This window comes from Kribbella sp. NPDC104740, assembly GCF_055583505.1.
In genome coordinates this window covers 221,235-240,411 of record NZ_JBVJNV010000004.1, presented here as the reverse complement: position 1 = coordinate 240,411, position 19,177 = coordinate 221,235, and the positions used below count along the sequence as shown (strand labels likewise).

The 19,177-nt window shown below is 70.0% G+C and carries 20 protein-coding genes; 6 read left to right on the top strand and 14 right to left on the bottom strand.

Going from position 1 to position 19,177, the window contains the following annotated elements:
• Positions 1-273: 273 nt before the first annotated feature.
• The gene (locus tag ACZ6Z4_RS22140; RefSeq protein WP_465567496.1) at positions 274-2,283 is read right to left on the bottom strand and encodes an oxidoreductase; all 2,010 of its coding nucleotides are present in this window, start codon (positions 2,281-2,283) and stop codon (positions 274-276) included.
• A complete protein-coding gene (locus tag ACZ6Z4_RS22135) occupies positions 2,280-2,834 on the bottom strand; it encodes a PadR family transcriptional regulator (protein WP_465569253.1) in 555 nt (184 codons plus the stop codon). Before ACZ6Z4_RS22135 ends, ACZ6Z4_RS22140 begins: the two co-directional genes overlap by 4 nt.
• A 135-nt stretch (positions 2,835-2,969) precedes the next feature.
• On the opposite strand from ACZ6Z4_RS22135, the gene ACZ6Z4_RS22130 reads away from it, so the two are divergent.
• Together ACZ6Z4_RS22130 and ACZ6Z4_RS22125 are read left to right on the top strand one after the other, a co-directional pair.
• On the top strand, positions 2,970-3,452 hold the full coding sequence (locus tag ACZ6Z4_RS22130; protein ID WP_363665733.1) for a cation:proton antiporter regulatory subunit: 483 nt from the start codon (positions 2,970-2,972) through the stop codon (positions 3,450-3,452).
• 10 nt (positions 3,453-3,462) lie between these two features.
• A complete protein-coding gene (locus tag ACZ6Z4_RS22125) occupies positions 3,463-4,683 on the top strand; it encodes a cation:proton antiporter (RefSeq protein WP_465567492.1) in 1,221 nt (406 codons plus the stop codon).
• Positions 4,684-4,860: 177 nt separating this feature from the next.
• Here ACZ6Z4_RS22125 and ACZ6Z4_RS22120 read toward each other — a convergent pair whose 3' ends face one another.
• From ACZ6Z4_RS22120 to ACZ6Z4_RS22105, 4 genes are read right to left on the bottom strand one after another with little or no spacing between them, the layout of a single operon-like run.
• Positions 4,861-5,460: a YdeI/OmpD-associated family protein gene (locus tag ACZ6Z4_RS22120; RefSeq protein WP_465567487.1), complete on the bottom strand. Its 600-nt coding sequence runs from the start codon at positions 5,458-5,460 to the stop codon at positions 4,861-4,863.
• A 46-nt stretch (positions 5,461-5,506) separates the two neighbouring features.
• Positions 5,507-5,992 (bottom strand): methylated-DNA--[protein]-cysteine S-methyltransferase, encoded by a 486-nt coding sequence (locus ACZ6Z4_RS22115; protein ID WP_465567485.1) that lies wholly within the window; start codon positions 5,990-5,992, stop codon positions 5,507-5,509.
• Entirely contained in the window at positions 5,992-6,528 is a 537-nt protein-coding gene (locus ACZ6Z4_RS22110) for a GNAT family N-acetyltransferase (RefSeq protein ID WP_465567482.1), read from the bottom strand. Before ACZ6Z4_RS22110 ends, ACZ6Z4_RS22115 begins: the two co-directional genes overlap by 1 nt.
• Before the next feature lies 1 nt (position 6,529).
• Positions 6,530-8,026: an AlkA N-terminal domain-containing protein gene (locus ACZ6Z4_RS22105; protein ID WP_465567478.1), complete on the bottom strand. Its 1,497-nt coding sequence runs from the start codon at positions 8,024-8,026 to the stop codon at positions 6,530-6,532.
• A gap of 141 nt (positions 8,027-8,167) precedes the next feature.
• Here ACZ6Z4_RS22105 and ACZ6Z4_RS22100 point away from each other — a divergent pair, with 141 nt between their 5' ends.
• Both ACZ6Z4_RS22100 and ACZ6Z4_RS22095 read left to right on the top strand, forming a co-directional pair.
• Positions 8,168-8,908: an SDR family NAD(P)-dependent oxidoreductase gene (locus tag ACZ6Z4_RS22100; RefSeq protein ID WP_465567475.1), complete on the top strand. Its 741-nt coding sequence runs from the start codon at positions 8,168-8,170 to the stop codon at positions 8,906-8,908.
• 26 nt (positions 8,909-8,934) lie between these two features.
• Complete coding sequence (locus ACZ6Z4_RS22095; RefSeq protein WP_465567472.1) at positions 8,935-9,717, top strand: LLM class flavin-dependent oxidoreductase; 783 nt, start codon at positions 8,935-8,937, stop codon at positions 9,715-9,717.
• Positions 9,718-9,766: 49 nt separating this feature from the next.
• Here ACZ6Z4_RS22095 and ACZ6Z4_RS22090 read toward each other — a convergent pair whose 3' ends face one another.
• Complete coding sequence (locus ACZ6Z4_RS22090; RefSeq protein ID WP_465567469.1) at positions 9,767-10,105, bottom strand: YybH family protein; 339 nt, start codon at positions 10,103-10,105, stop codon at positions 9,767-9,769.
• A 188-nt stretch (positions 10,106-10,293) separates the two neighbouring features.
• Here ACZ6Z4_RS22090 and ACZ6Z4_RS22085 point away from each other — a divergent pair, with 188 nt between their 5' ends.
• Entirely contained in the window at positions 10,294-11,304 is a 1,011-nt protein-coding gene (locus ACZ6Z4_RS22085) for a LacI family DNA-binding transcriptional regulator (protein WP_465567467.1), read from the top strand.
• Between the two features lie 413 nt (positions 11,305-11,717).
• Positions 11,718-14,120: a glucosidase family protein gene (locus tag ACZ6Z4_RS22080; RefSeq protein ID WP_465567464.1), complete on the top strand. Its 2,403-nt coding sequence runs from the start codon at positions 11,718-11,720 to the stop codon at positions 14,118-14,120.
• 314 nt (positions 14,121-14,434) lie between these two features.
• Here the strand turns inward: ACZ6Z4_RS22080 and ACZ6Z4_RS22075 are convergent, their stop codons facing one another.
• From ACZ6Z4_RS22075 to ACZ6Z4_RS22045, 7 genes are all read right to left on the bottom strand, one after another.
• Positions 14,435-15,163: an ABC transporter permease gene (locus tag ACZ6Z4_RS22075; RefSeq protein ID WP_465567461.1), complete on the bottom strand. Its 729-nt coding sequence runs from the start codon at positions 15,161-15,163 to the stop codon at positions 14,435-14,437.
• Positions 15,163-16,098, bottom strand: coding sequence for an ABC transporter ATP-binding protein (locus ACZ6Z4_RS22070; protein WP_465567458.1), 936 nt, complete (start codon positions 16,096-16,098; stop codon positions 15,163-15,165). The genes ACZ6Z4_RS22075 and ACZ6Z4_RS22070 overlap by 1 nt, the downstream gene beginning before the upstream one ends.
• Positions 16,099-16,152: 54 nt before the next feature.
• Positions 16,153-16,905: a hypothetical protein gene (locus ACZ6Z4_RS22065; protein ID WP_465567455.1), complete on the bottom strand. Its 753-nt coding sequence runs from the start codon at positions 16,903-16,905 to the stop codon at positions 16,153-16,155.
• Positions 16,902-17,819, bottom strand: a complete 918-nt coding sequence (locus ACZ6Z4_RS22060) for an ATP-binding cassette domain-containing protein (protein WP_465567452.1) — start codon at positions 17,817-17,819, stop codon at positions 16,902-16,904. The genes ACZ6Z4_RS22065 and ACZ6Z4_RS22060 overlap by 4 nt, the downstream gene beginning before the upstream one ends.
• Entirely contained in the window at positions 17,816-18,172 is a 357-nt protein-coding gene (locus ACZ6Z4_RS22055; protein ID WP_363665755.1) for a GntR family transcriptional regulator, read from the bottom strand. The genes ACZ6Z4_RS22060 and ACZ6Z4_RS22055 overlap by 4 nt, the downstream gene beginning before the upstream one ends.
• 115 nt (positions 18,173-18,287) lie before the next feature.
• Positions 18,288-18,974, bottom strand: coding sequence for a GOLPH3/VPS74 family protein (locus ACZ6Z4_RS22050; RefSeq protein ID WP_465567447.1), 687 nt, complete (start codon positions 18,972-18,974; stop codon positions 18,288-18,290).
• Positions 18,971-19,174 (bottom strand): type II toxin-antitoxin system antitoxin, encoded by a 204-nt coding sequence (locus tag ACZ6Z4_RS22045; protein ID WP_363665759.1) that lies wholly within the window; start codon positions 19,172-19,174, stop codon positions 18,971-18,973. The genes ACZ6Z4_RS22050 and ACZ6Z4_RS22045 overlap by 4 nt, the downstream gene beginning before the upstream one ends.
• Positions 19,175-19,177 lie beyond the last annotated feature (3 nt).

Sequence of the window (19,177 nt, the reverse complement as noted above, 5' to 3'; positions counted from 1 at the left end):
CGCCGATTCCAGAGCTGGTGAGCGACTGAGGTGATTCGTTGCCGCACCGCGGCTACCGCCGCGACTCTGTCCGGAGTGCCGAACCACCCGAGCTTCCAGTCGACCCGGTCGAGCGAGTCACCCCAACCAACAGGCGACCTCTCACCCGGAAGACGGCAGCAACCAGAGCACCCTCTCTTGTCTTTGCTCTTGTCTTTGCTCTTGTCTTTGCTCTTGTCTTTGCTCTTGTCTTTGCTCTTGTCTTTGCTCTTGTCTTTGCTCTTGTCTTTGCTCTTACAGCTTGGCGGCCAGGCGGGTGCCTTGTTCTATTGCGCGTTTTGCGTCCAGCTCGGCGGCTACGTCGGCGCCGCCGATGACGTGGATCGACGGGTGGGCGAGTGCTGCGAGGTCGTTGACCGACTCCTGGCCGGCGCACAGGACGATGGTGTCGACGGGGAGGGTGCGGGGGTTTTCGTGTTTCTCGCCGAAGGTGATGTGCAGGCCGGCGTCGTCGATGCGCTCGTAGTTGACGGCGCGCAGCTGGGTGATTTGTTTGTTCTTCAGCGTCGCTCGGTGGACCCAGCCGGTGGTTTTGCCGAGGCCGGTGCCGATGCGGCCGGGTTTGCGTTGCAGGAGGTAGATCTCGCGGTCCGACGGCTCGGGGGTCGCGGGGATCAGGCCGGCGCGGTCGACGACCGGGTCACCGACGCCCCACTCGGCGCGCCAGGCGGCGAGGTCGAGGGTGGGTGAGTGCGGGGTGGTCAGGTACTCCGTGACGTCGACGCCGATGCCGCCGGCGCCGATGACGGCTACCGACTGCCCGGCCGAACCCTTGCCGCGGATGAGGTCGGCGTACGTGATGACCTTGGGGTGGTCGATGCCGGGGATCACGGGGATGCGCGGGGTGACGCCGGTCGCCAGGACGATCTCGTCGAAGCCTGCCAGATCGTCGGCGGTGGCTCGGTGGTTGAGGTGGAGTTTGACGCCAGTGAGGTCGAGGCGGCGGCGGTAGTAGCGGATCGTCTCGGCGAACTCCTCCTTGCCGGGGATCTGGCGGGCGATGCCGAACTGGCCGCCGATCTCGGCGTCGGCCTCGAAGAGCTCGACGGTGTGGCCGCGTTCGGCGGCCGTGACCGCTGCCGAGAGACCGGCCGGGCCGGCGCCGACCACCGCGATCTTCTTCGTACGCCGGGTCGGCAGCAGCACGAGCTCGGTCTCGCGGGCCGCGCGCGGGTTGACCATGCAGCTGGCCGGTTTCTTGGCGAACACGTGGTCGAGGCAGGCCTGGTTGCAGGCGATGCAGACGTTGATCTCGTCGGCGCGCGATTCCGTTGCCTTGAGCACCCAATCGGGGTCGGCCAGGAACGGGCGGGCCAGGCTGACCAGGTCGGCGTCGCCGCGGGCGAGGACCTCCTCGGCGACCTGCGGCAGGTTGATCCGGTTCGACGTGACGACCGGGATCGTGACGTGCGGGCGGAAGGCGGCGGTGACGGAGGTGAACGCCGCGCGCGGGACCGAGGTGACGATGGTCGGGACGCGGGCCTCGTGCCAGCCGATGCCGGTGTTGATGATCGACGCTCCGGCCGCCTCGATCTCCTTGCCCAGGGCTACAACTTCGCCCCAGGTCTGGCCGCCCTCGACGAGATCGGCCATCGACAGCCGGAAGACGATCAGGAACGACGGGCCGACCCGCTCGCGGGTCCGGCGGACGATCTCGACGGCGAGCCGGCGGCGGTTCTCCGGCGTACCGCCCCACCGGTCCGTACGCCGATTGGTGCGCTCGGCAAGGAACTGGTTGATGAAGTAGCCCTCGGAGCCCATGATCTCGACGCCGTCGTACCCGGCCTCCTGCGCGAGCGCCGCGCAGCGCACGTACGCGCTGATCTGGCGCTCGACGCCCCGGTCGGTCAGCGCGCGCGGTTTGAACGGGTTGATCGGCGCCTTCAGGCCCGACGCCGAGACGCTGAACGGGTGGTACGCATAGCGACCCGCGTGCAGGATCTGGAGCGCGATCCGGCCGCCCTCGGCGTGCACGGCGTCGGTGACCACGCGGTGCTTGCGCGCCTGACGGCGAGACGTCAGCCGCGAGCCGAACGGGGTCAGCCAGCCGGTCCGGTTCGGCGCGTAGCCGCCGGTGACGATCAGGCCGACGCCGCCGCGGGCGCGCTCGGCGAAGTACGCGGCGAGCTTCGGCAGGTCGCGGGCCCGGTCCTCGAGCCCGGTGTGCATCGAGCCCATGATCACCCGGTTGGGCAGCGTGACCTGACCCACCTCGAGAGGTGCCAACAGGTTTGGGTAGCTCATCGGGGGCCTTCCTTTCGCAGGGCTTCGAGGACCTCGTCGCACCACTCCGTGAACGACTGCTCGGCGCGAACGCCTCCCCGCAGTACGAGGTACTGGTGCAGCTCCCGCCCCGCCAGCTTCGACGGCTTCGGGAAGTCGCGGCGTTCGATCGCCTGGTACGCCGCCAGTCGCGCGGCGTGCTCGTCGCGGTGCCGCGCGACCTCACGCCGTACGGCGGCCACGTCGCCGAGCGACGCGCCGCGCAGCTTCACGCCGAGCTCGTCGCGCAGCATCGTCGGCTCGACCGGCTCGGCCAGCCAGCGGGTCAGCTCGTCGCTGCCCGCGGCAGCGACCCGGTACACCTTCTTGTCCGGCCGGCCCTCCTGGGCGACGTCGGTGTGGGTGACCCAGCCGGCCTCTTCCATCCGCTTCAGCACCCGGTAGATCTGCTGGTGCGTGGCCGCCCAGAAGAACCCTATCGACTTGTCGAACCGGCGGGCCAGCTCGTACCCCGATCCCTCCCGCTCGCTGAGCGAGACCAGCAACGCGTGCTCCAGCGCCACCGCGACCACCTCCAAGGCGATCAGCGTACCTATGCAACCAGTTGCAGTGCACCTGATTGCAGCACAGGTCACAGCGACGGAACACCGGATGCGAAAGAATGGTTGTCGCAACTGATTGCTGTTTTCGAGCCGAAGGACCAGCTGATGGACCACGCCCACCCGACCCGGACCACGCTGCCCGGGATCGGCACCCGCTACGACCTCGTCACCGGGGGCGGCAAGCACGTGTCGATCGTCGTCCACGAGGACGGCCGGCGGTTCCTGGGCTTCCACGACCCCGACGACGACGACAACTGCACGAACTCGGTCCCGCTGGACCCGGCCGAGGCCGGTGCGCTGGCCCAGCTGCTGGTCCCGACCCCGATCGACCCGCTGCGCAACGACCTCGAGATCGATCTGGTCACCGAGCAGATCCCGATCACCGGGCGGTCGCCGTACTCCGGCCGGACGCTGGGTGACACCCAGGCCCGGACCCGGACCGGCGCCTCGATCGTTGCCGTACTGCGGCGGACCGGCGCGACGCCGTCGCCCACCCCGGACTTCCGGTTCACCGTCGGCGACACGCTGGTCGTGGTCGGCACCCGTGAAGGTGTGGACGCCGTCGCCGACCTGATCTCGGGAGGCTGACGTGCACGACATGACGATGCTGCTGATCGAGCTCGGCGCGGTGATCCTTGCTCTCGGCATCCTCGGCCGGATCGCCGGCCGGGTCGGCTTCTCGCCGATCCCGCTCTACCTGCTGGCCGGGCTCGCCTTCGGCCACGGCGGGCTGCTGCCGCTCGACGCCAGTGAGGAGTTCGTTGCCACCGGCGCCGAGATCGGCGTGATCCTGCTGCTGTTGCTGCTCGGCCTGGAGTACACGGCGGCCGATCTGGTCAGTACGCTGAAGACGCAGTACCTGTCGGGTGTGGTCGACTTCGTCCTGAACGCGCTGCCCGGTGCCGCGGTCGCGCTGATGCTCGGCTGGGGTCCGGTCGCGGCGGTCGCGCTGGCCGGGGTCACGTGGATCTCGTCGTCGGGGGTGATCGCGAAGGTCGTCGGGGATCTCGGTCGGTTGGGTAACCGCGAGACGCCCGTGATCCTCGGGATCCTGGTCCTCGAGGACCTGTCGATGGCGGTCTACCTACCGATCCTGACCGCGCTGCTGGCCGGCGTCGGCCTGGCCGGCGGCAGCATCACGCTGCTGATCTCGCTCGGCACGGTGAGCATCGTGCTGTTCGTCGCGCTCCGGTACGGCCGGATGATCAGCCGCGCGGTCTCCTCGGACAACCCGGAGATGCTGCTGCTCGTCGTACTGGGCCTGACGCTGCTCGTCGCCGGCATCGCGGCGAAGCTGCAGGTCTCGGCCGCGGTCGGCGCGTTCCTGGTCGGCATCGCGCTCTCCGGCGAGGTCGCGCACGGCGCGCGGAACCTGCTGAGCCCGCTGCGGGACCTGTTCGCGGCGGTGTTCTTCGTGTTCTTCGGACTGAGCACGGACCCGCGCGACATCCCGCCGGTGATCGGCGTCGCGCTGGCGCTCGCGGTGTTCACCGGGCTGACGAAGATCCTCACCGGCTGGTACGCCGCGAGGCGCGCGGGGATCAAGCCCGCGGGCCGCTGGCGGGCCGGTGGGACGCTGGTCGCGCGGGGTGAGTTCTCGATCGTGATCGCGGGGTTGGCGGTCGGTGTCGAACCGCGGCTGGGGCCGCTGGCGACGGCGTACGTGCTGATTTTGGTGATCCTCGGGCCGATCGCCGCGCGGTACACGGAGCCGGTCGCGAAGAAGCTGTCGGGCCTGCGGAAGAGCCCGCCGCCGGCGATCCCCGCGGGCGGGCCCGCGGAGGAGCGCCTGGACGACCCGGCGAACACGGGAAGGTGAACACCCACCACTGACCAAGCCGCGCGTTCTGCCGCCGCCGACGCTCAGCACCGACTGATCGCGGGGCTGGCGAGGGGGTTGGTCAGTGGTGGGTGTCGGACGCCCACCACCCACTAACCCTCCGCCGCGACCGTCGCCCACGCTCAGCACAGGCTGATCGCGGCGCTCGCGAGGGGGTTAGTGGGTGGTGGGCGTCCGGTGATTCGCCCGCCGACCGATCTCCGCCAGCTCGACGGTCTCCCGAATCCGCCGCGCCCGCGTCTCCGGCCGCTTCGCGAGCGCGATCCACTCCAGGATCACCCGCCGCGACGACGGCGGAAACGCCCGGAAGTGCTTCTCCGCCGCCTCGTTCCCGTCGAGCTCCCGCCGAAGATCCCCCGGCACGATCAACTCCTGCGCCTCCGCCAGCACATCCCAAACCCCGCTCGCCTTGGCCCGCTCCACCACCGCGATCCCGGCCGGAGCCATCAACCCCTCCGCCGTCAGCCGAGCGACCCGCTCCCGGTTCACCTTGCTCCACGTACTCCGAACATTCCGCGGCGTGAAGCACTGGTACGTCGTCACCGCGTCCCGCCGCACGGTCTTGCTGTCCACCCACCCGAAACACAACGCCTGCTCGACTGCCGCGAGGTAATCCACCACGCCGCCGCCCCCACGCCCCACCACCAACCAAACGGCCCGCTCCACCTCCCCATGAGTCTCCAGCCAAGCCCGCCACTCCCCCACACCGGCAAGCCGCACAGCAACCTCGTCCGAAACCTTCGCCGCGTTCTCCATGCCTCCACACTCACCCAGATAAGTGCTCACCCACTGAGCACTTTCCTCAGAAAAGTGCGTCGCCGCGTTCCAGGTCGAGGAGTTGTTGTTTGCGGGGGAGGCCGCCTCCGTAGCCGGTGAGGTTGCCGGAGGAGCCGATGACTCGGTGGCAGGGGACGATGATGCTGATCGGGTTCTTGCCGTTGGCGAGGCCTACGGCTCGGGAGGCGGCCAGAGGCTTGCCCAGGGTCAAGGCCAGTTCGCCGTACGTTGTGGTTTGGCCGTAGGGGATGTCCAGGAGCGCGGTCCAGACCTCTTGCTGGAAAGGGGTTCCGGCGGGCGCGAGGGGGACGTCGAAGGTGGTGCGGGTGCCGGCGAAGTATTCGGTGAGTTGAGCCGCGACGGCGGGGAGGATTGTGTCGTCGCGGGCGCCGAAGGTTTCCACCGGCGGCTGGTGGCGGTGTTGTTCCATGTAGAGGCCGACCAGTTCGCCGGCGGTGGAGCCGACGAGGGTGAGGTGGCCGATGGGGCTGTCGAGTACGGCGTACGGCATCAGGGGCGGGCGATGCGGTAGAGGACGTGGCGCTGGAGGCGGTGGCCGTCCGGGAGGCGGGGGTGGTCGAAATCGCCGGGTTCGTCGTGGGTCATGCCGATGCATTGCATGACGCGCTGGGACGGGAGGTTGGTGGTGGCGGTGAAGGAGACGATCTCGTCCAGGCCCGCGGGGCCGAAGCCGTGGGCCAGGGCGGCGCGGGCGCCCTCGGTCGCGTAGCCGTTGCCCCAGGCATCTTTCGAGAGGCGCCAGCCGATCTCGACGGCGGGCATGAAGTGGGCGTCGAAGCTCGGCCGGGACAGGCCGATGAAGCCGATGAAGCGGCCGGTCTCGCGGACCTCCGCGGCCCACAGGCCGAAACCCCACTCGTCCATCTGCCGGATCATCCGGTCGACCATCGCGTAGCTGTCCGCGGGCGCCATCGTGGCCGGGAAGTGCTCCATCACCGCCGGGTCCGCGTTCAGCGCCGCGAACGGCTCCTTGTCGGCGTCGGTCCAGCCGCGCAGCAGCAGGCGCTCGGTCGAAAGCTCGGTCATCTCACTCCGTCGGGATCGTGTTGATGGCGTGGTCGCCGGTCGCCCACAGGTACTGCACGGCGTACGCGCGCCACGGCCGCCAGGCCCGGGCGTGCGCGGTCAGGGGTTTGGGGGCCTCCGGCAACCCGAGGTCGCGGGCGGCGTACCGGATGCCGAGATCGCTGGCCACGAACGCGTCCGGGTCGCCGAGCGCGCGCATCGCGATCGACTCGACCGTCCACGGGCCGATGCCGGGCAGCTCGGCGAGCTGCGCGCGGGCGCGGTCCCAGTCGCTGCCCGCGCCGAGGTCGATCTCGCCGGCCGCGAGTGTCGCGACCAGCGTCGTCAACGTCGTACGCCGGGACTTCGGGAACGCGAGCTGCTCCGGGTCGAGCCCGGCCAGCGCGTCCATCGTCGGGAACAGATGGGTCAGCCCACCGGCCGGATCCTCGACCGGTACGCCGTACGCCTGCACGAGGCGCCCCGCGTGCGTCCGCGCGGCGGCGGTCGAAACCTGCTGCCCGAGCACCGCCCGGACCGCGAACTCGTTCCCGTCGACCGTCCGCGGCACCCGCCGCCCCGGCGCCTTCGCGATCAGCGGAGCCAGCACCGGGTCCTCGGCGAGCAGTTCATCGACCGCGACGGGGTCCGCGTCCAGGTCGAGCATCCGGCGGCAGCGGCTGATCGCGATCGCGAGGTCGCGCTGGTCGGTCAGCGACAGCTGGCAGGCGATGTGGTCGGGCATCGGTCGCAGCGCGACGACGCCGTGCCCGTGCGGGAGCCGGAGCGTACGGCGGTAGGCGCCGTCGTACCACTCCTCCACCCCCGGTACGCCGGTCGCGATCAGGTGCCCGAACAGGTTGTCCGGCGTGAGCGGCGCGCGGAACGGCAGCCGCAGCGAGATCGTGCCGGGGGCGGTCGGGTGCGCGCCGCGCTTGGCCCGGCCGCGCAGCTCGCTCGGCGACAGCGCGAAGACCTCCTGGACCGTCTCGTTGAACGTGCGCACGCTGGAGAAGCCGGAGGCGAACGCGACGTCGGCCATCTGCAGGTCGCTGGTCTCGATCAGCATCCGCGCGGTCTGCGCGCGCTGCGCCCGCGCCAGCGCGAGCGGACCGGCGCCGAGCTCGGCCTGGAGCTGACGCTGCACCTGGCGGACGCTGTACCCGAGCTGGGTCGCGAGGCCCGGTACGCCGTCGCGGTCGACGACGCCGTCGCTGATCAGGCGCATCGCGCGAGCGACCAGGTCGGCGCGATCGTTCCACTCCGGGGAGCCCGGGCTCGCGTCCGGGCGGCACCGCTTGCAGGCGCGGAACCCGGCCTGCTGGGCCGCGGCGGCGCTCGGGTAGAAGCGCATGTTCTGGACCTTCGGCGGGACCACCGGGCAGCTCGGGCGGCAGTAGATCTTGGTGGTCAGCACCGCGGTGAAGAACCAGCCGTCGAACCGCGCGTCCTTGGACTGGACCGCTCGCACGCACCGCTCGACACACTCGTACACGCAGACCAGCATCGCGGTCCGCACCGACAGTTTCTAGCGGTTTTGCGCCATCGAGGTTCGGCGGTTTTGCGACGTGAGGTCCTGGTGCCGTTTTCCCGCCAGCCCGCGCCGGGTCCCGGGCGGTGGAGTGGACGGCGTACCGAACGACGACGGAAGGACTTTCGGATGAACGACCTGACCGGCAAGCGGGCCCTGGTGACCGGCGGCAGCCGCGGGATCGGCGCCGCCACCGCGGTCGCCCTGGCCGAGGCCGGCGCCGACGTGGCGATCACCTACCGGGACGCCGGCGACGAGGCCGCGAGGGTGGTGAAGCGGATCGAGGCGAGCGGGCGGCGGGGCTTCGCGTTCCGGGCCGATGTGGCGGACGCCGCGGTGGTCGAGGAGGTGGTCGGCCGGGCGGTTGATGCGCTCGGCGGACTGGACGTGTTCGTGAACAACGCCGGGGTCGGGACCAGCGGGATGATCGGCGACGTCGCGCTGGAGGAGATCGATCGGGTGATCGGGATCAACGTGCGAGGCGCGTACGTCGCGGCGCAGGCGGCTGCCCGGCGGGTTGCCGACGGGGGTCGGTTGATCCACGTCGGGAGCTGCATCGGGGAGCGGAACGCCGGGCCGGGCATGACGCTGTACGCGTTGAGCAAGTCGGCGCTGGTCGGGATGAACAAGGGGCTGGCGCGTGATCTCGGCGGGCGTGGGGTCACGTCGAACGTCGTACAGCCTGGGCCGACGGACACGGAGATGAACCCGGCCGATGGTCCGTACGCCGACGCGCAGCGCGGGTTCCTGGCGCTGGGGCGCTACGGGGCTCCGGAGGAGATCGCGGCGGCGGTGACGTACTTGGCGAGCCCGGCCGCGGCGTTCGTCACCGGGACGGAACTGACGGTGGACGGCGGGCACTCCGCCTGACACCGGGTGGTCAGTACCTTGGCCGGATGGAGTTCTCCGTGACGTTCGGGGCGGCCGGCGCCGGGCGGGATCCGCGAGGGTTGGCGGATCTCGCCCGGCTTGCTGAGGAGTGCGGGTGGGACGGGGTGTTCCTGGAGGACTACCTCGTTTACCAGGGTGACGCGGCGGTGCCGGTGTACGATCCGTGGGTTTGTCTGGCGGCGATGGCCTGCGCGACCTCGCGGGTGAAGCTGGGGACGACGGTGACGCCGCTTCCCCGGCGACATCCCTGGAAGGTTGCGGCTGAGGCTGTTGCGCTTGATCGGCTCTCGGACGGGCGGATGATTCTCGGGGTGGGGATCGGCGATCCTCAAGATCCGTTCATGCCGTCGGTGAGTGCTCGGGTGCTGGCCGAGATGCTCGACGAAAGTTTGCAGGTGATCGACGCGCTCTGGAGCGGCGAGGTCGTGCAGCATGAGGGCGTGCATTACCGGCTGGACGGCGTGCGACTGGCCGCTCGGCCGGTACAGCGGCCGAGGATTCCGGTGTGGGTCGGGGGGAATCTGCTCGTACCCGCCGTACGGCGAAGGATTCTGCGCTGGGACGGGTCGTGCGCGTACAAGGGACCGACCACGGCGTCGCTGCCGATCCTGCCGTCGGATGTCGCGGAGCTGCGGGCCGAGGGTGGAGACGGTTTTGACATCAAGGTGAGCGGGGGCGACCCGAAGGCGTTCGCCGAGGCGGGTGCGACGTGGTGGGGGCGGTGGATCGGGCCGGGCTCGCCGGAGGAGACCGAGCAGGTCGTCCGCGCGGGCCCGCCTCGCTGGTGAGCGAAGAGCAGGCGGGCGTGCCCCACATCCGCCGGGGCCGCCGCGCTGGCTAGATCAGGTCGGCGCGGGCGTGCTGGATCTTCTGGTCGCCGCTGAAGGTGAGGTCGAAGATCCCGTTGGTCTGCCCGCCCGGGAAGCTCCCGGTGAACGCGACCTCGACGTGCAGCACGTCGTCGCGCTGCTCGGTGCCGACCAGCTCGGTCCGGGTGTCGTACCCGATGAAGTACGACCGGTAGTACTCGCCGATCCGGTCGCGGCCCTCGTAGACCTCGCCGACCGACGGGTCGTCGAGTACGGCGTCCTCGGCGAAGTAGGACAGGAACTTGCTCGCGTCATGCGTGTTGGCCGCGGCGATCCACTCGGCCACGATCTCGGTGCTGCTCGACATCTCGGTCTTCCCTCCGGCTGCTTGCTCTCGGCATCGACTCTGCCGAGTCCCGGGCGGGCGTTCCAGGGTGCGGTACTCCCTGGTTGGCGGAGAGTGACGAGCCGGCCAGCCGTTGACAAGGCCGCTGGGGCGGGTGAGACTGCGGGGAGATTTTAACGTTCAAACCCGTGGCTGGTGAGGGGGTGGCGATGGCTACGCTCAAGCAGGTGGCGGCGCACGCCGATGTGTCGGTGCAGACCGTGTCGAACGCGCTGAACGCTCCGCACCGGCTGCGGCCGGACACGCTCGAGCGGGTGACGCGATCGATCGAGCTGCTCAACTACCGGCCCAATCGTAACGCGCGCAGCCTCCGGACCAGCGCGGTCGAGCTGATCGGGTACTGCGTCCCGAGCTGGCACGGCGGGCAGGCGCACCTGGTGATGGACCAGTTCCTGCACGCGTTGTGCGCGGCCGCGGAGACCACCGGGCGGCACATCTTGTTGTTCACGGCACCGGCCGGGGCGGACGGGATGTCGGTCTACGAGGACCTGCACGCGCGGCGCCTGGTCGACGGGTTCGTGCTGTCGCAGACCGAGACGCACGACCCACGGCACGGGTGGCTCAAGGAGCAGCGGATCCCGTTCGTGTCGTTCGGGCGGGTCTGGAAGGAGTCGACGCAACCCGGCCCGTACGTCGACGTCGACGGCGCCGGTGGGTGCGCGATGGCGACCCGGCACCTGTACGACGGCGGGCGGCGGCGGATCGGCTTCCTCGGCTGGCCGCGGACGTCGGGGCTCGCGGAGGACCGGCTCGGTGGGTGGCGGGAGACCTGCGTCGAGCTCGGGCTGCCGGTCGATGGGCTGGCCGTGCACTGCGTCGAGGACACGTTCGACGAGGGTGCACGGGGGGCCGCTTCGTTGCTCGACGCACCGGAGCCGGTGGACGCGATCGTTGCTTTGAGCGACGTACTGGCGTTGGGGGCACTGCGGGAACTGAACCGGCGTGGGCTCGCCGCCGGGACCGATGTCGCGCTGACCGGTTTCGACGACTCGCCGCTGGCGTCGGTGGTGTCGCCCGCGCTGACCACGGTGCGGCAGCCGATCGACCTGATCGCCAGCGAACTGATCACCATCCTGACCGGTTCGGCCGACTCCGAACTCCCGGCCGAACGCCTGCTGCAACCCGAACTGATCGTCAGGGGCAGCTCAGCCCCCGGCTGATGACGCGGCACCCGCCGCGCGAGAAGGAGGAACCCGTCATGACACCCCGCCCGACCACCTCCCGACTTCCAGGCCGCCGCCGACCGCGCACGGCAGCCGCCGGGCTGATCGCCGCAGCCCTGCTCACAGGTGTGGCGACGCAAGCATCTGGTGCCCCGCCCGCCGCGAACCCCGCGCTCTCCGCGCTGCGCGCGGAGAGCGCGGGGGGAGGAACAAGTGGAGTTGCCGCAGCAGGTGCGCAGAGCGAGGCGGGCGCGCAAGGCTCCGTGAGCGCGGCAAGCGCGCAGAGCGGCGCCCGCGAGGACGCGGGTGCAAGCGCCGCGCGAGCAGGGGGTGGCGGGGCGACCGAGCTGTCCGAGTCCACTCGGCTTTCTGACCGTCGGTCGCTGGTCGTCGGGGACCGGGCCTACGCCATGGGGGACGAGAGCGGGCTCTACCCCGCGACCGGGTGGCACGCGCGGGGCGAGATGGGCGGCTTCTGGTCGCAGCCGATCAAGCTCCTGGACGGCGTCTGGTTCGGGGTGGACGGGGGCTGGCTCGGCAAGCAGGTGCCGGCGACCAAGTACACCAGCGGCTACGGCTACCAGCGGATTGACTACGGGAACGGGATCCAGCGGACGGACTTCGTGCCGGACGGGGTGCGGGCGACGCTGGTCGGGCTGAGTTTCAGCAGCACGACGAACAAGACGGTCAAGCTGGATCTGGATGCTCATTCCGAGTTGATGCCGGCGTATCCGTGGGGTGGGACGACACCCAACGCCGGCCAGGCCAACCTCCAGGACACCGGCTCGTACGCCGACGGCGCGCTCCGCTTCCGTGATCAGGGCACCGCACCGATCCCCAACGCAACGAAGCACGACTACAACGCGATCGTGGGATCGGAGCTGCGCCCGGCGAACCACGCGCTCGGCGCCAACCACCGCGGCCCTCAGGACCCTGCCGTGGTCTGCCCGATGGACGGCACTCCCCCAGCGCGCTGTGACGACTCCGCGATCGGCAAGGGCACCGGCGGGCGACTCTCGTACGACGTGAAGCTCGAGGCGGGCCGGAAGACCACCGTCTGGTTCGCCGTCGCGGGATCCGACGCGGGCAAGGCAAGCGCCGAGCGCGAGTACCGCAAGGCGATCAGCAACCCGGAGAAGTTGCTCAAGGCAAAGATCGGCGACCGGGCCGAGCTCGCCGGCCGGTCGAAGGTCAGTCTCCCCGGCGACCAGCTCCTGCAGCAGAGCGTCGAGTGGAGCAAGCAGAATCTCGCCGACTCCGTCCAGGAAGCGCACAACCTGCAGATCCGCGACGTCAACGAAGGCAAGGACTACCCGGTCCCGGCCGGGACGGTCGACAGCGCGCGCTGGTTCGGCGCCGGCTTCCCGGACTACCCGTGGATCTTCGCCACCGACGGCGAGTACACGTCGTACGCCGCGGTCGCCGCGGGCCAGTTCGACACCGTGAAGGCGCACCTGAAGGCCCTGCAGGAAATCAGCGACCTGCTGAACGACGGCAGCGGCAAGGTGGCGCACGAGATCGTGCCGACCGGTGACGTGTACTTCGGCTCGAACCAGAGCGCGGGCAACACCGACGAGACGGTCAAGTTCCCGAGCATCGTCGCGCTGCTGTGGCGCTGGACCGGCGACGACCGGTTCCGTGACCAGCTGTACGACTTCAGCGTGCGCAACCTGAAGTACGCGTACCGAGAGCTCGACCAGGACAACGACGGCTGGCTCGAGGGACTGGCCAACGTCGAGCGCAGCGGTATGGGCGCCGAGAAGCTGGACAGCACGGTCTACCTGGCGCGCGGTCTGCGCGACCTCGCCGACCTGGCCGCCTCCAAGCGCGACAAGCCGACGCAGCAGTGGGCGACGGCGAAGGCCGACGACCTGGAGAAGCGCTTCGAGTCCCAGTGGTGGGTCCAGCAGGCGTTCGGGTACGCCGACTCGGTCGACGACCCGGCGGACCCGGCGAACGACAACAGGCCGATCTTCCAGCGGCACTGGACCGGCGTCACGCCGATGGAAGCGATGCTCACCCGCCCGGGTCAGCTGGACGCGCCACTCGCCTCCAAGGAGCATGCGAAGATCGCGCTCGACCAGCGCGAGAAGGCTTGTTACACGGGCGAGTTCGGCCTGTTCCACACCGGCACCGGCCCGACCGCCGACCCCGGCGGCAACCCCGGCGCCACCTGCGACAACGTCGTGTCGGCGGTGAAGAGCGAGCGCGCCATCTTCTCGCTGAACACCTCGATCATGGCCGTTGCGGAGGGCAACTTCGGGCGGCTCGGCCAGAACCAGCAGCAGGTCTACACCACCGGCAACGCCCGCATCCAGCTCGACCCGAAGGTCTGGGAGACGCCGGGGGCGATGCCGGAGATCGCGCCGTCACCGGACGCCCCGGCGAACATCGACCGGCCGTTCACCGACCGCTCGATGGCGCTCCAGGCGTGGGGTGCGTACGGCGTCCTGTGGCCGGTCGTGCACCAGCAGCTCGGGGTCGACCCGGATCTCGGTCGCGGCAAGCTCGCCGTCGTACCGCAAATCCCCGGCGGGCAGCAGAAGGTGGCCGGCAGCAACATCAAGGTCGGTCGCGGTGCGGTCGACGTGTCGGCAACCCTTGAAAACAAGGAGCTCCGGACCACGGTCCGGACCAGCGGCGTGCGCGCGGACGTCACGGTCGGTGCGGTCCTGCCCGCCGGCGCGAAGGTCGCCCGGGTGTCCGTCGACGGGAAGAGCACGAAGTACCAGCTGGTGACGACGAGCCACGGGACCGAGGTGCGGGTCGCCGCGCACGGCTCGTCGACCAGCCTGAAGATCACGCTGAAGTAAAAAAGCTGGGCCCCTCGGAGTATGAGTCAGAGGGGCCCAGCACAGCTGAAGGGACAGTGACGTCTCCAGCTTCCCGAAGCAGGCCGTTGCGCCCGGCAGACCCCGTCACCGGTCTACCTCGGTGGGGATCCCCACCGCGAGGGGGCTCGGTTTCCGTTCGACCCGCCGTCCCGGATGGAACAGCGTGTCGTCTGTTCTACCGCCGGGGACCGGTGCCACACAACCCTTTCCGGAAAGGTCATGCGTGTCGTCCACAGTGTGTGCCCGGCCGTCCACAGAAACCGTTGCGGTTATGCACACCCCCTGTGTATAAGTCACTCCCAGCGGAAGAAGCGGGCGGCCGCCGCGACGCTCACGACCACGGCGACGATCAGTGCGACCAGGCTGACCGTTCCCGGCCACTGGCCGGACCACGCGTCCTGCATGCTGGTCATTCCGGCGCCCATCGGCGTCACGTCGCGCAGCCAGCGGATCGACTCCGGCATCAGGTCGCCGGGCGTCCAGACGCCGGCGAAGAACATGCTCGGGAAGAGCAGCAGGTTGCCGACGATGCTGGCCGCCTTCGCGGTCGGAACCAGTCCGGCGATCAACAGTCCGATGCTCAACTGAGCGGCCGAGTAGAGCAGCGCGGCGACCGCGAAGGGCAGCGGCGCGCTGGGCAGCGCGGCGTCGAAGAAGATCGCGCCGGCGCCGAGGATCAGCACGATCACCAGCAGCGCGGCGACCAGGTGCAGCAGCAGCTGCGCGACCAGCATCTTGGCCGGCTTGACCGGGGTGGTCGACATCCGCCGCAGTACGCCCTTCTCGCGGTAGCCGGCCAGAACCATCGGCAGCGTTGCGAAACCGAGCAGTCCGATTCCGATCCCGATCGCCATCGTGGGCAGGAAGCTGACCGGGATGCCGTCGCTCGGCGCCGAGTCGTCGCCGACCAGCGAGAAGATCGTCAGCAGGGCCAGCGGCAGCAGGAAGACGAAGAACAGCGTGGCCGGTTCGCGGACGAACAGCTTGGTCTCGATCTTGGTCAGGGTCAGGGTCTGGCTCATCAGTTCGCTCCTTCGAAGTTCCGGCCGGCCAGCAGCAGGAAGGCGTCGTCCAGGGTGGTCTGCTCGGTGTGCAGGTCGAGCGGGGCGAGGCCGCGGGCGGCCAGCTCGGTGACGACCGCGACCAGCACCTCGTCGTTGCCGGTGACAACGATCCGGTCGTGCTCGGTGGTCACCGTCCGGACCGCGGGCAGCTCGGTCAGTACGGCGTGGTCGGTGAGCGGCGCGGCCAGCCGGAAGCTGATCCGCTGCTCGAACCGGGCCGCGTCGACCAGTCCGGCCGGGGTGTCCAGCGCGACCACGCGGCCGCCGTCGATGATGGCGATCCGGTCGCAGAGGTGCTCGGCCTCCTCCATGAAGTGGGTGACCAGGATGATCGTCACGCCGGTGTCGCGGATCTTGCGGACCAGCTCCCAGGTGTCGCGCCGGGCCTGCGGGTCCAGGCCGGTGGTGAGCTCGTCGAGGATCGCGACCTGCGGGTTGCCGATCAGCGCCAGCGCGATCGACAGCCGCTGCTTCTGACCGCCGGACAGCTTGCCGAACGCGGTGTTCTGCACCTTGGTCAGCCCGAGCTCCTCCAGCAGCTCGGCGGGCTTGCGCGGCGCCGGGTAGAACGACGCGTACAGCTCGAGCGCCTCCCGGGCCTTGATCTTGTCGGGCAGCTCGCTGGACTGCAGCTGTACGCCGACCAGCGACGTGATCTCGCCGCGGTGCGTGCGCGGGTCCAGGCCGGCCACCGTCACGGTGCCGCCGTCGGGGGTGCGCAGCCCGGCGATCGACTCGACCGTGGTGGTCTTGCCGGCGCCGTTCGGGCCGAGGATGCCGAAGATCTCCCCGGTACGGACGGTCAGCGAGACGTCATCGACGGCGACGGTCGCGCCGTAGGTCTTGCGCAGGTTGCGGACGACCACCAGGTCGTCGCCGGAGTTTTCGGGCATGGCGAAGCCTTCTCTCGTACAGGAGTGTGGAAAGAGCGAAAGGGGGTGGAGGGATCAGCCCTTGGTCGGCCGGACGCCGAGCGGGCGGATCATCAGGTAGCCGAAGTACAGCCCGAGGGCGCTGACCACCAGCACGCCCGGGACCGCGAGGGCCAGCGACGGACGGTGGTACCCGGTGGTCTCGATCGCGTCGGCGATCCACTGCGCGACCAGCAGGAACTCCGCCGCGGCGGCCGGCAGCAACGTCACCGGCAGCATCAGCAGGCCCTTCCAGGCACCGAAGCGCAGGAAGCTGATGCCGACCAGCCAGCCGGCCACTTCGTGCGAGAGGACGAGCAGGAAGAACTCGGTGAAGATCAGTCCGGCCTGCGACGTCTTGGTGAACAGGTGCGGGTTGGCCAGGGTCTGCGTCCAGCCCTGGGAGGCGTAGATGACGTGCTCGGCCTGGTAGACCAGCACCCACAGCAGCGCGGTGCTCGCCGCCGCTCCGACCAGGAAGGTGCTCGCCGCCAGCGAGAACATCCGCCGGGTGACACCGAGCGAGATCATCAGCGTGAAGAACGCCGGCGCGACGGTGATGCCGATCGCGAGCGAGAAGTACTTCGGCGACTGGGTGCCGTAGTCCCAGATCGAGTGGTCGTTGCCGTTGCTGAACGCCTGGATCACGATGCCGACGAGCAGGAACCCGACGATCATCACGACCCAGTAGCCGCCGAGCATCTGGCTCATCCCGACGACGATCGCGCGCAGTACGCGCTGGAACCGCCGGCCGGAGGTGACGTTGTTCGGAAGGGTGGCGGTGCTCATCGGGCGGCCTCCTTCGACAGCGACGACGACGGTGCGGTCAGGTGGACGAACAGGTCCTGCAGCCCGACCGGCCCGACCTCGAGCCCGGCCGACCGTGCCTTGGCCAGCAGGGCGTCGTCGAGATCACCGAGCACGGTGACCGACTTCGTCCCGCCGAGCCGCTGCTCGGCCAGGACGGCGAGACCCGCGGTCAGCTCGTCGACCGCGGCCGCCGGTCCGACCAGCGAGGCGCCCCGGCCGCGGAGCGTGTCGACCGGCGCCTGGGTGACGAGCCGGCCGTTGTCCAGGATGACGACCTCCTCGAGCAGCGCGCTCACCTCGCTGACCAGGTGCGTGGACAGCAGGATCGTGCGCGGCACCTCGGTGTAGTCGGCGAGCAGGACGTCGTAGAACAGCTCCCGGGACGGAACGTCCATCCCCAGGTAGGTCTCGTCGAAGATCGTCAGCGGCGCGCGGCTGGCCAGCCCGAGCACGACGCCGAGCGCCGAGCGCTTGCCGCGGGACAGCTTCTGCGCCTTCTTGTTGGTCGGCACCTCGAACTTGTCGAGCAGCTCGCCGGCCAGCTCGGCGTCCCAGTACGGGCGCAGCGTCGCGGCGAAGTCCAGGACCCGCTTGACCGGCACCTGGTCCGACACGTCGCCGGACTCGCGGATCAGGCAGACCCGGCTCGTCACGACAGCGTCCTCGTACGGCGTACGCGCGTCGCCGAGGTCGCCGCCGCTGAGCAGCACCCGGCCCTCGTCGGGCCGGCGGAAGCCGGCCAGCAGCGCCGCGAGCGTGCTCTTGCCGGACCCGTTGCGGCCGAGCAGGCCGTGGATCTTGCCCGGCGCGAGCCGCAGGTCGAGGCCGTCGACGGCGGGGACGCCGCCGAACCGGACGGTGAGGTTCTCGGTGCGCACTTCCAGGGCGTTCACTGCTCCTCCTTCTGGATGTGCTGGACGATCTCGGTCAGCGGGACGCCGATCGCCTTCGCCTCGGCGATCATCGGGTCGACGACGTCGGAGAAGAACGCCTCCCGGCGGCCGCCGCGGAGCAGGTCGCGGGCGTTCGGGCTGACGAACATCCCGATCCCGCGCCGCTTGTAGAGCACGCCCTCGTCGACCAGCTGGGCGAAGCCCTTGGCCGCGGTGGCGGGGTTGATCCGGTAGAAGGCGGCGTACTGGTTGGTCGACATCACCTGCTCGTCCTCGGCGAGGGCACCCGTGACGATGTCGTTCTTGATCTGGTCCGCGATCTGGAGGTAGATCGGGCTGCGGTCGTCGAACATGCTCGGTTCCCCTCCGTTTCGTGGGTCGTCAGGGTATCGCGGTTCGTAGGTTCATTACTTGACTAATGAACCGTAGCACCGACGAACCCCGTCCCGTCAACCCCCGACCCGCCAACTACCCCGCGGAACTGGCCGCCGCGTTCTGCTGCTGGACCGCCTTGCGCAGCGCCGGCCCGACCGGACCGACCCGGATCGTCAGCTGCGCGAGCCGGTCCTTGTACTGCTTGCGCTGCTCCTTCGACAGCACCGGCTTCAACTCGCCCGCCGAGGCCAGTACGACGAGCGCCGCGTCCCGCAGGTCGACGCGGGTGACCAGCCGCGCTGGCCGGAGCGTGTCGGTCGCGGCCTGCAGCAGCTGGCGGCGTACGAGCGGTTGGCGCAGAGTGATCCGCTCGGCCGGGAAGACCAGGAGGCGGCGGTAGTGCTCGACCCTGATCAGGCGGGTGCGCTCGAGCTCGTCCCGGACCGCCGGTACGGCGGTGCGGGCGTGCCGCTCGACCCAGTACTTCCAGCGCTTGCGACCGCCGGCCTCGACCTCGGCGAAGACCTGCTCGCCGAGCGGGGACCGGGCCGGAATCTGGGTGCTCACGGCAACGACCCGGTCGTCCTGGTCGGACAGTCTCCCGTCCAGCTGGAGCTCGGTCAGCGCCGCCGCGCGGAGCATCAGGCCGAGCCGGGACCGGTTGGAGAGCTTGCCGGTCATGGGATCGAGGGCGAGCAGGTAGAGCCGCTCGGGCAGGCCGTCCGGCACCTTGTAGCCAGAGGCAACTTTCCTGGGCTGGCGTTCGAGACGGGCGTTCATGACTCCTCCTTGCGGGGGCGGCCCGGGCCGCGCATCTTGCCGACCTCCCCGGGCAGCCGGCCGGCGTCGGCGAGGGCACGCCGGAGCAGGAACTCGATCTGGGCGTTGGTGCTGCGCAGCTCGTCGGAGGCCCAGCGAGCCAGCGCGTCGTGCACCACAGGATCCAGCCGGAGCAGGATCTTCTTGCGTTCGGTCGGCATCGG

Coding starts and splice junctions, on each gene's coding strand:
- ACZ6Z4_RS22110 (WP_465567482.1), bottom strand. CDS start 6,528: ATGACCGAGCTTTCGACCGAGCGCCTGCTGCTGCGCGGCTGGACCGAC.
- ACZ6Z4_RS22065 (WP_465567455.1), bottom strand. CDS start 16,905: ATGAGCACCGCCACCCTTCCGAACAACGTCACCTCCGGCCGGCGGTTC.
- ACZ6Z4_RS22075 (WP_465567461.1), bottom strand. CDS start 15,163: ATGAGCCAGACCCTGACCCTGACCAAGATCGAGACCAAGCTGTTCGTC.
- ACZ6Z4_RS22080 (WP_465567464.1), top strand. CDS start 11,718: ATGGGGGACGAGAGCGGGCTCTACCCCGCGACCGGGTGGCACGCGCGG.
- ACZ6Z4_RS22120 (WP_465567487.1), bottom strand. CDS start 5,460: ATGGAGAACGCGGCGAAGGTTTCGGACGAGGTTGCTGTGCGGCTTGCC.
- ACZ6Z4_RS22130 (WP_363665733.1), top strand. CDS start 2,970: ATGGACCACGCCCACCCGACCCGGACCACGCTGCCCGGGATCGGCACC.
- ACZ6Z4_RS22045 (WP_363665759.1), bottom strand. CDS start 19,174: ATGCCGACCGAACGCAAGAAGATCCTGCTCCGGCTGGATCCTGTGGTG.
- ACZ6Z4_RS22140 (WP_465567496.1), bottom strand. CDS start 2,283: ATGAGCTACCCAAACCTGTTGGCACCTCTCGAGGTGGGTCAGGTCACG.
- ACZ6Z4_RS22100 (WP_465567475.1), top strand. CDS start 8,168: ATGAACGACCTGACCGGCAAGCGGGCCCTGGTGACCGGCGGCAGCCGC.
- ACZ6Z4_RS22085 (WP_465567467.1), top strand. CDS start 10,294: ATGGCTACGCTCAAGCAGGTGGCGGCGCACGCCGATGTGTCGGTGCAG.
- ACZ6Z4_RS22070 (WP_465567458.1), bottom strand. CDS start 16,098: ATGCCCGAAAACTCCGGCGACGACCTGGTGGTCGTCCGCAACCTGCGC.
- ACZ6Z4_RS22055 (WP_363665755.1), bottom strand. CDS start 18,172: ATGTTCGACGACCGCAGCCCGATCTACCTCCAGATCGCGGACCAGATC.
- ACZ6Z4_RS22115 (WP_465567485.1), bottom strand. CDS start 5,992: ATGCCGTACGCCGTACTCGACAGCCCCATCGGCCACCTCACCCTCGTC.
- ACZ6Z4_RS22095 (WP_465567472.1), top strand. CDS start 8,935: ATGGAGTTCTCCGTGACGTTCGGGGCGGCCGGCGCCGGGCGGGATCCG.
- ACZ6Z4_RS22125 (WP_465567492.1), top strand. CDS start 3,463: ATGACGATGCTGCTGATCGAGCTCGGCGCGGTGATCCTTGCTCTCGGC.
- ACZ6Z4_RS22090 (WP_465567469.1), bottom strand. CDS start 10,105: ATGTCGAGCAGCACCGAGATCGTGGCCGAGTGGATCGCCGCGGCCAAC.
- ACZ6Z4_RS22050 (WP_465567447.1), bottom strand. CDS start 18,974: ATGAACGCCCGTCTCGAACGCCAGCCCAGGAAAGTTGCCTCTGGCTAC.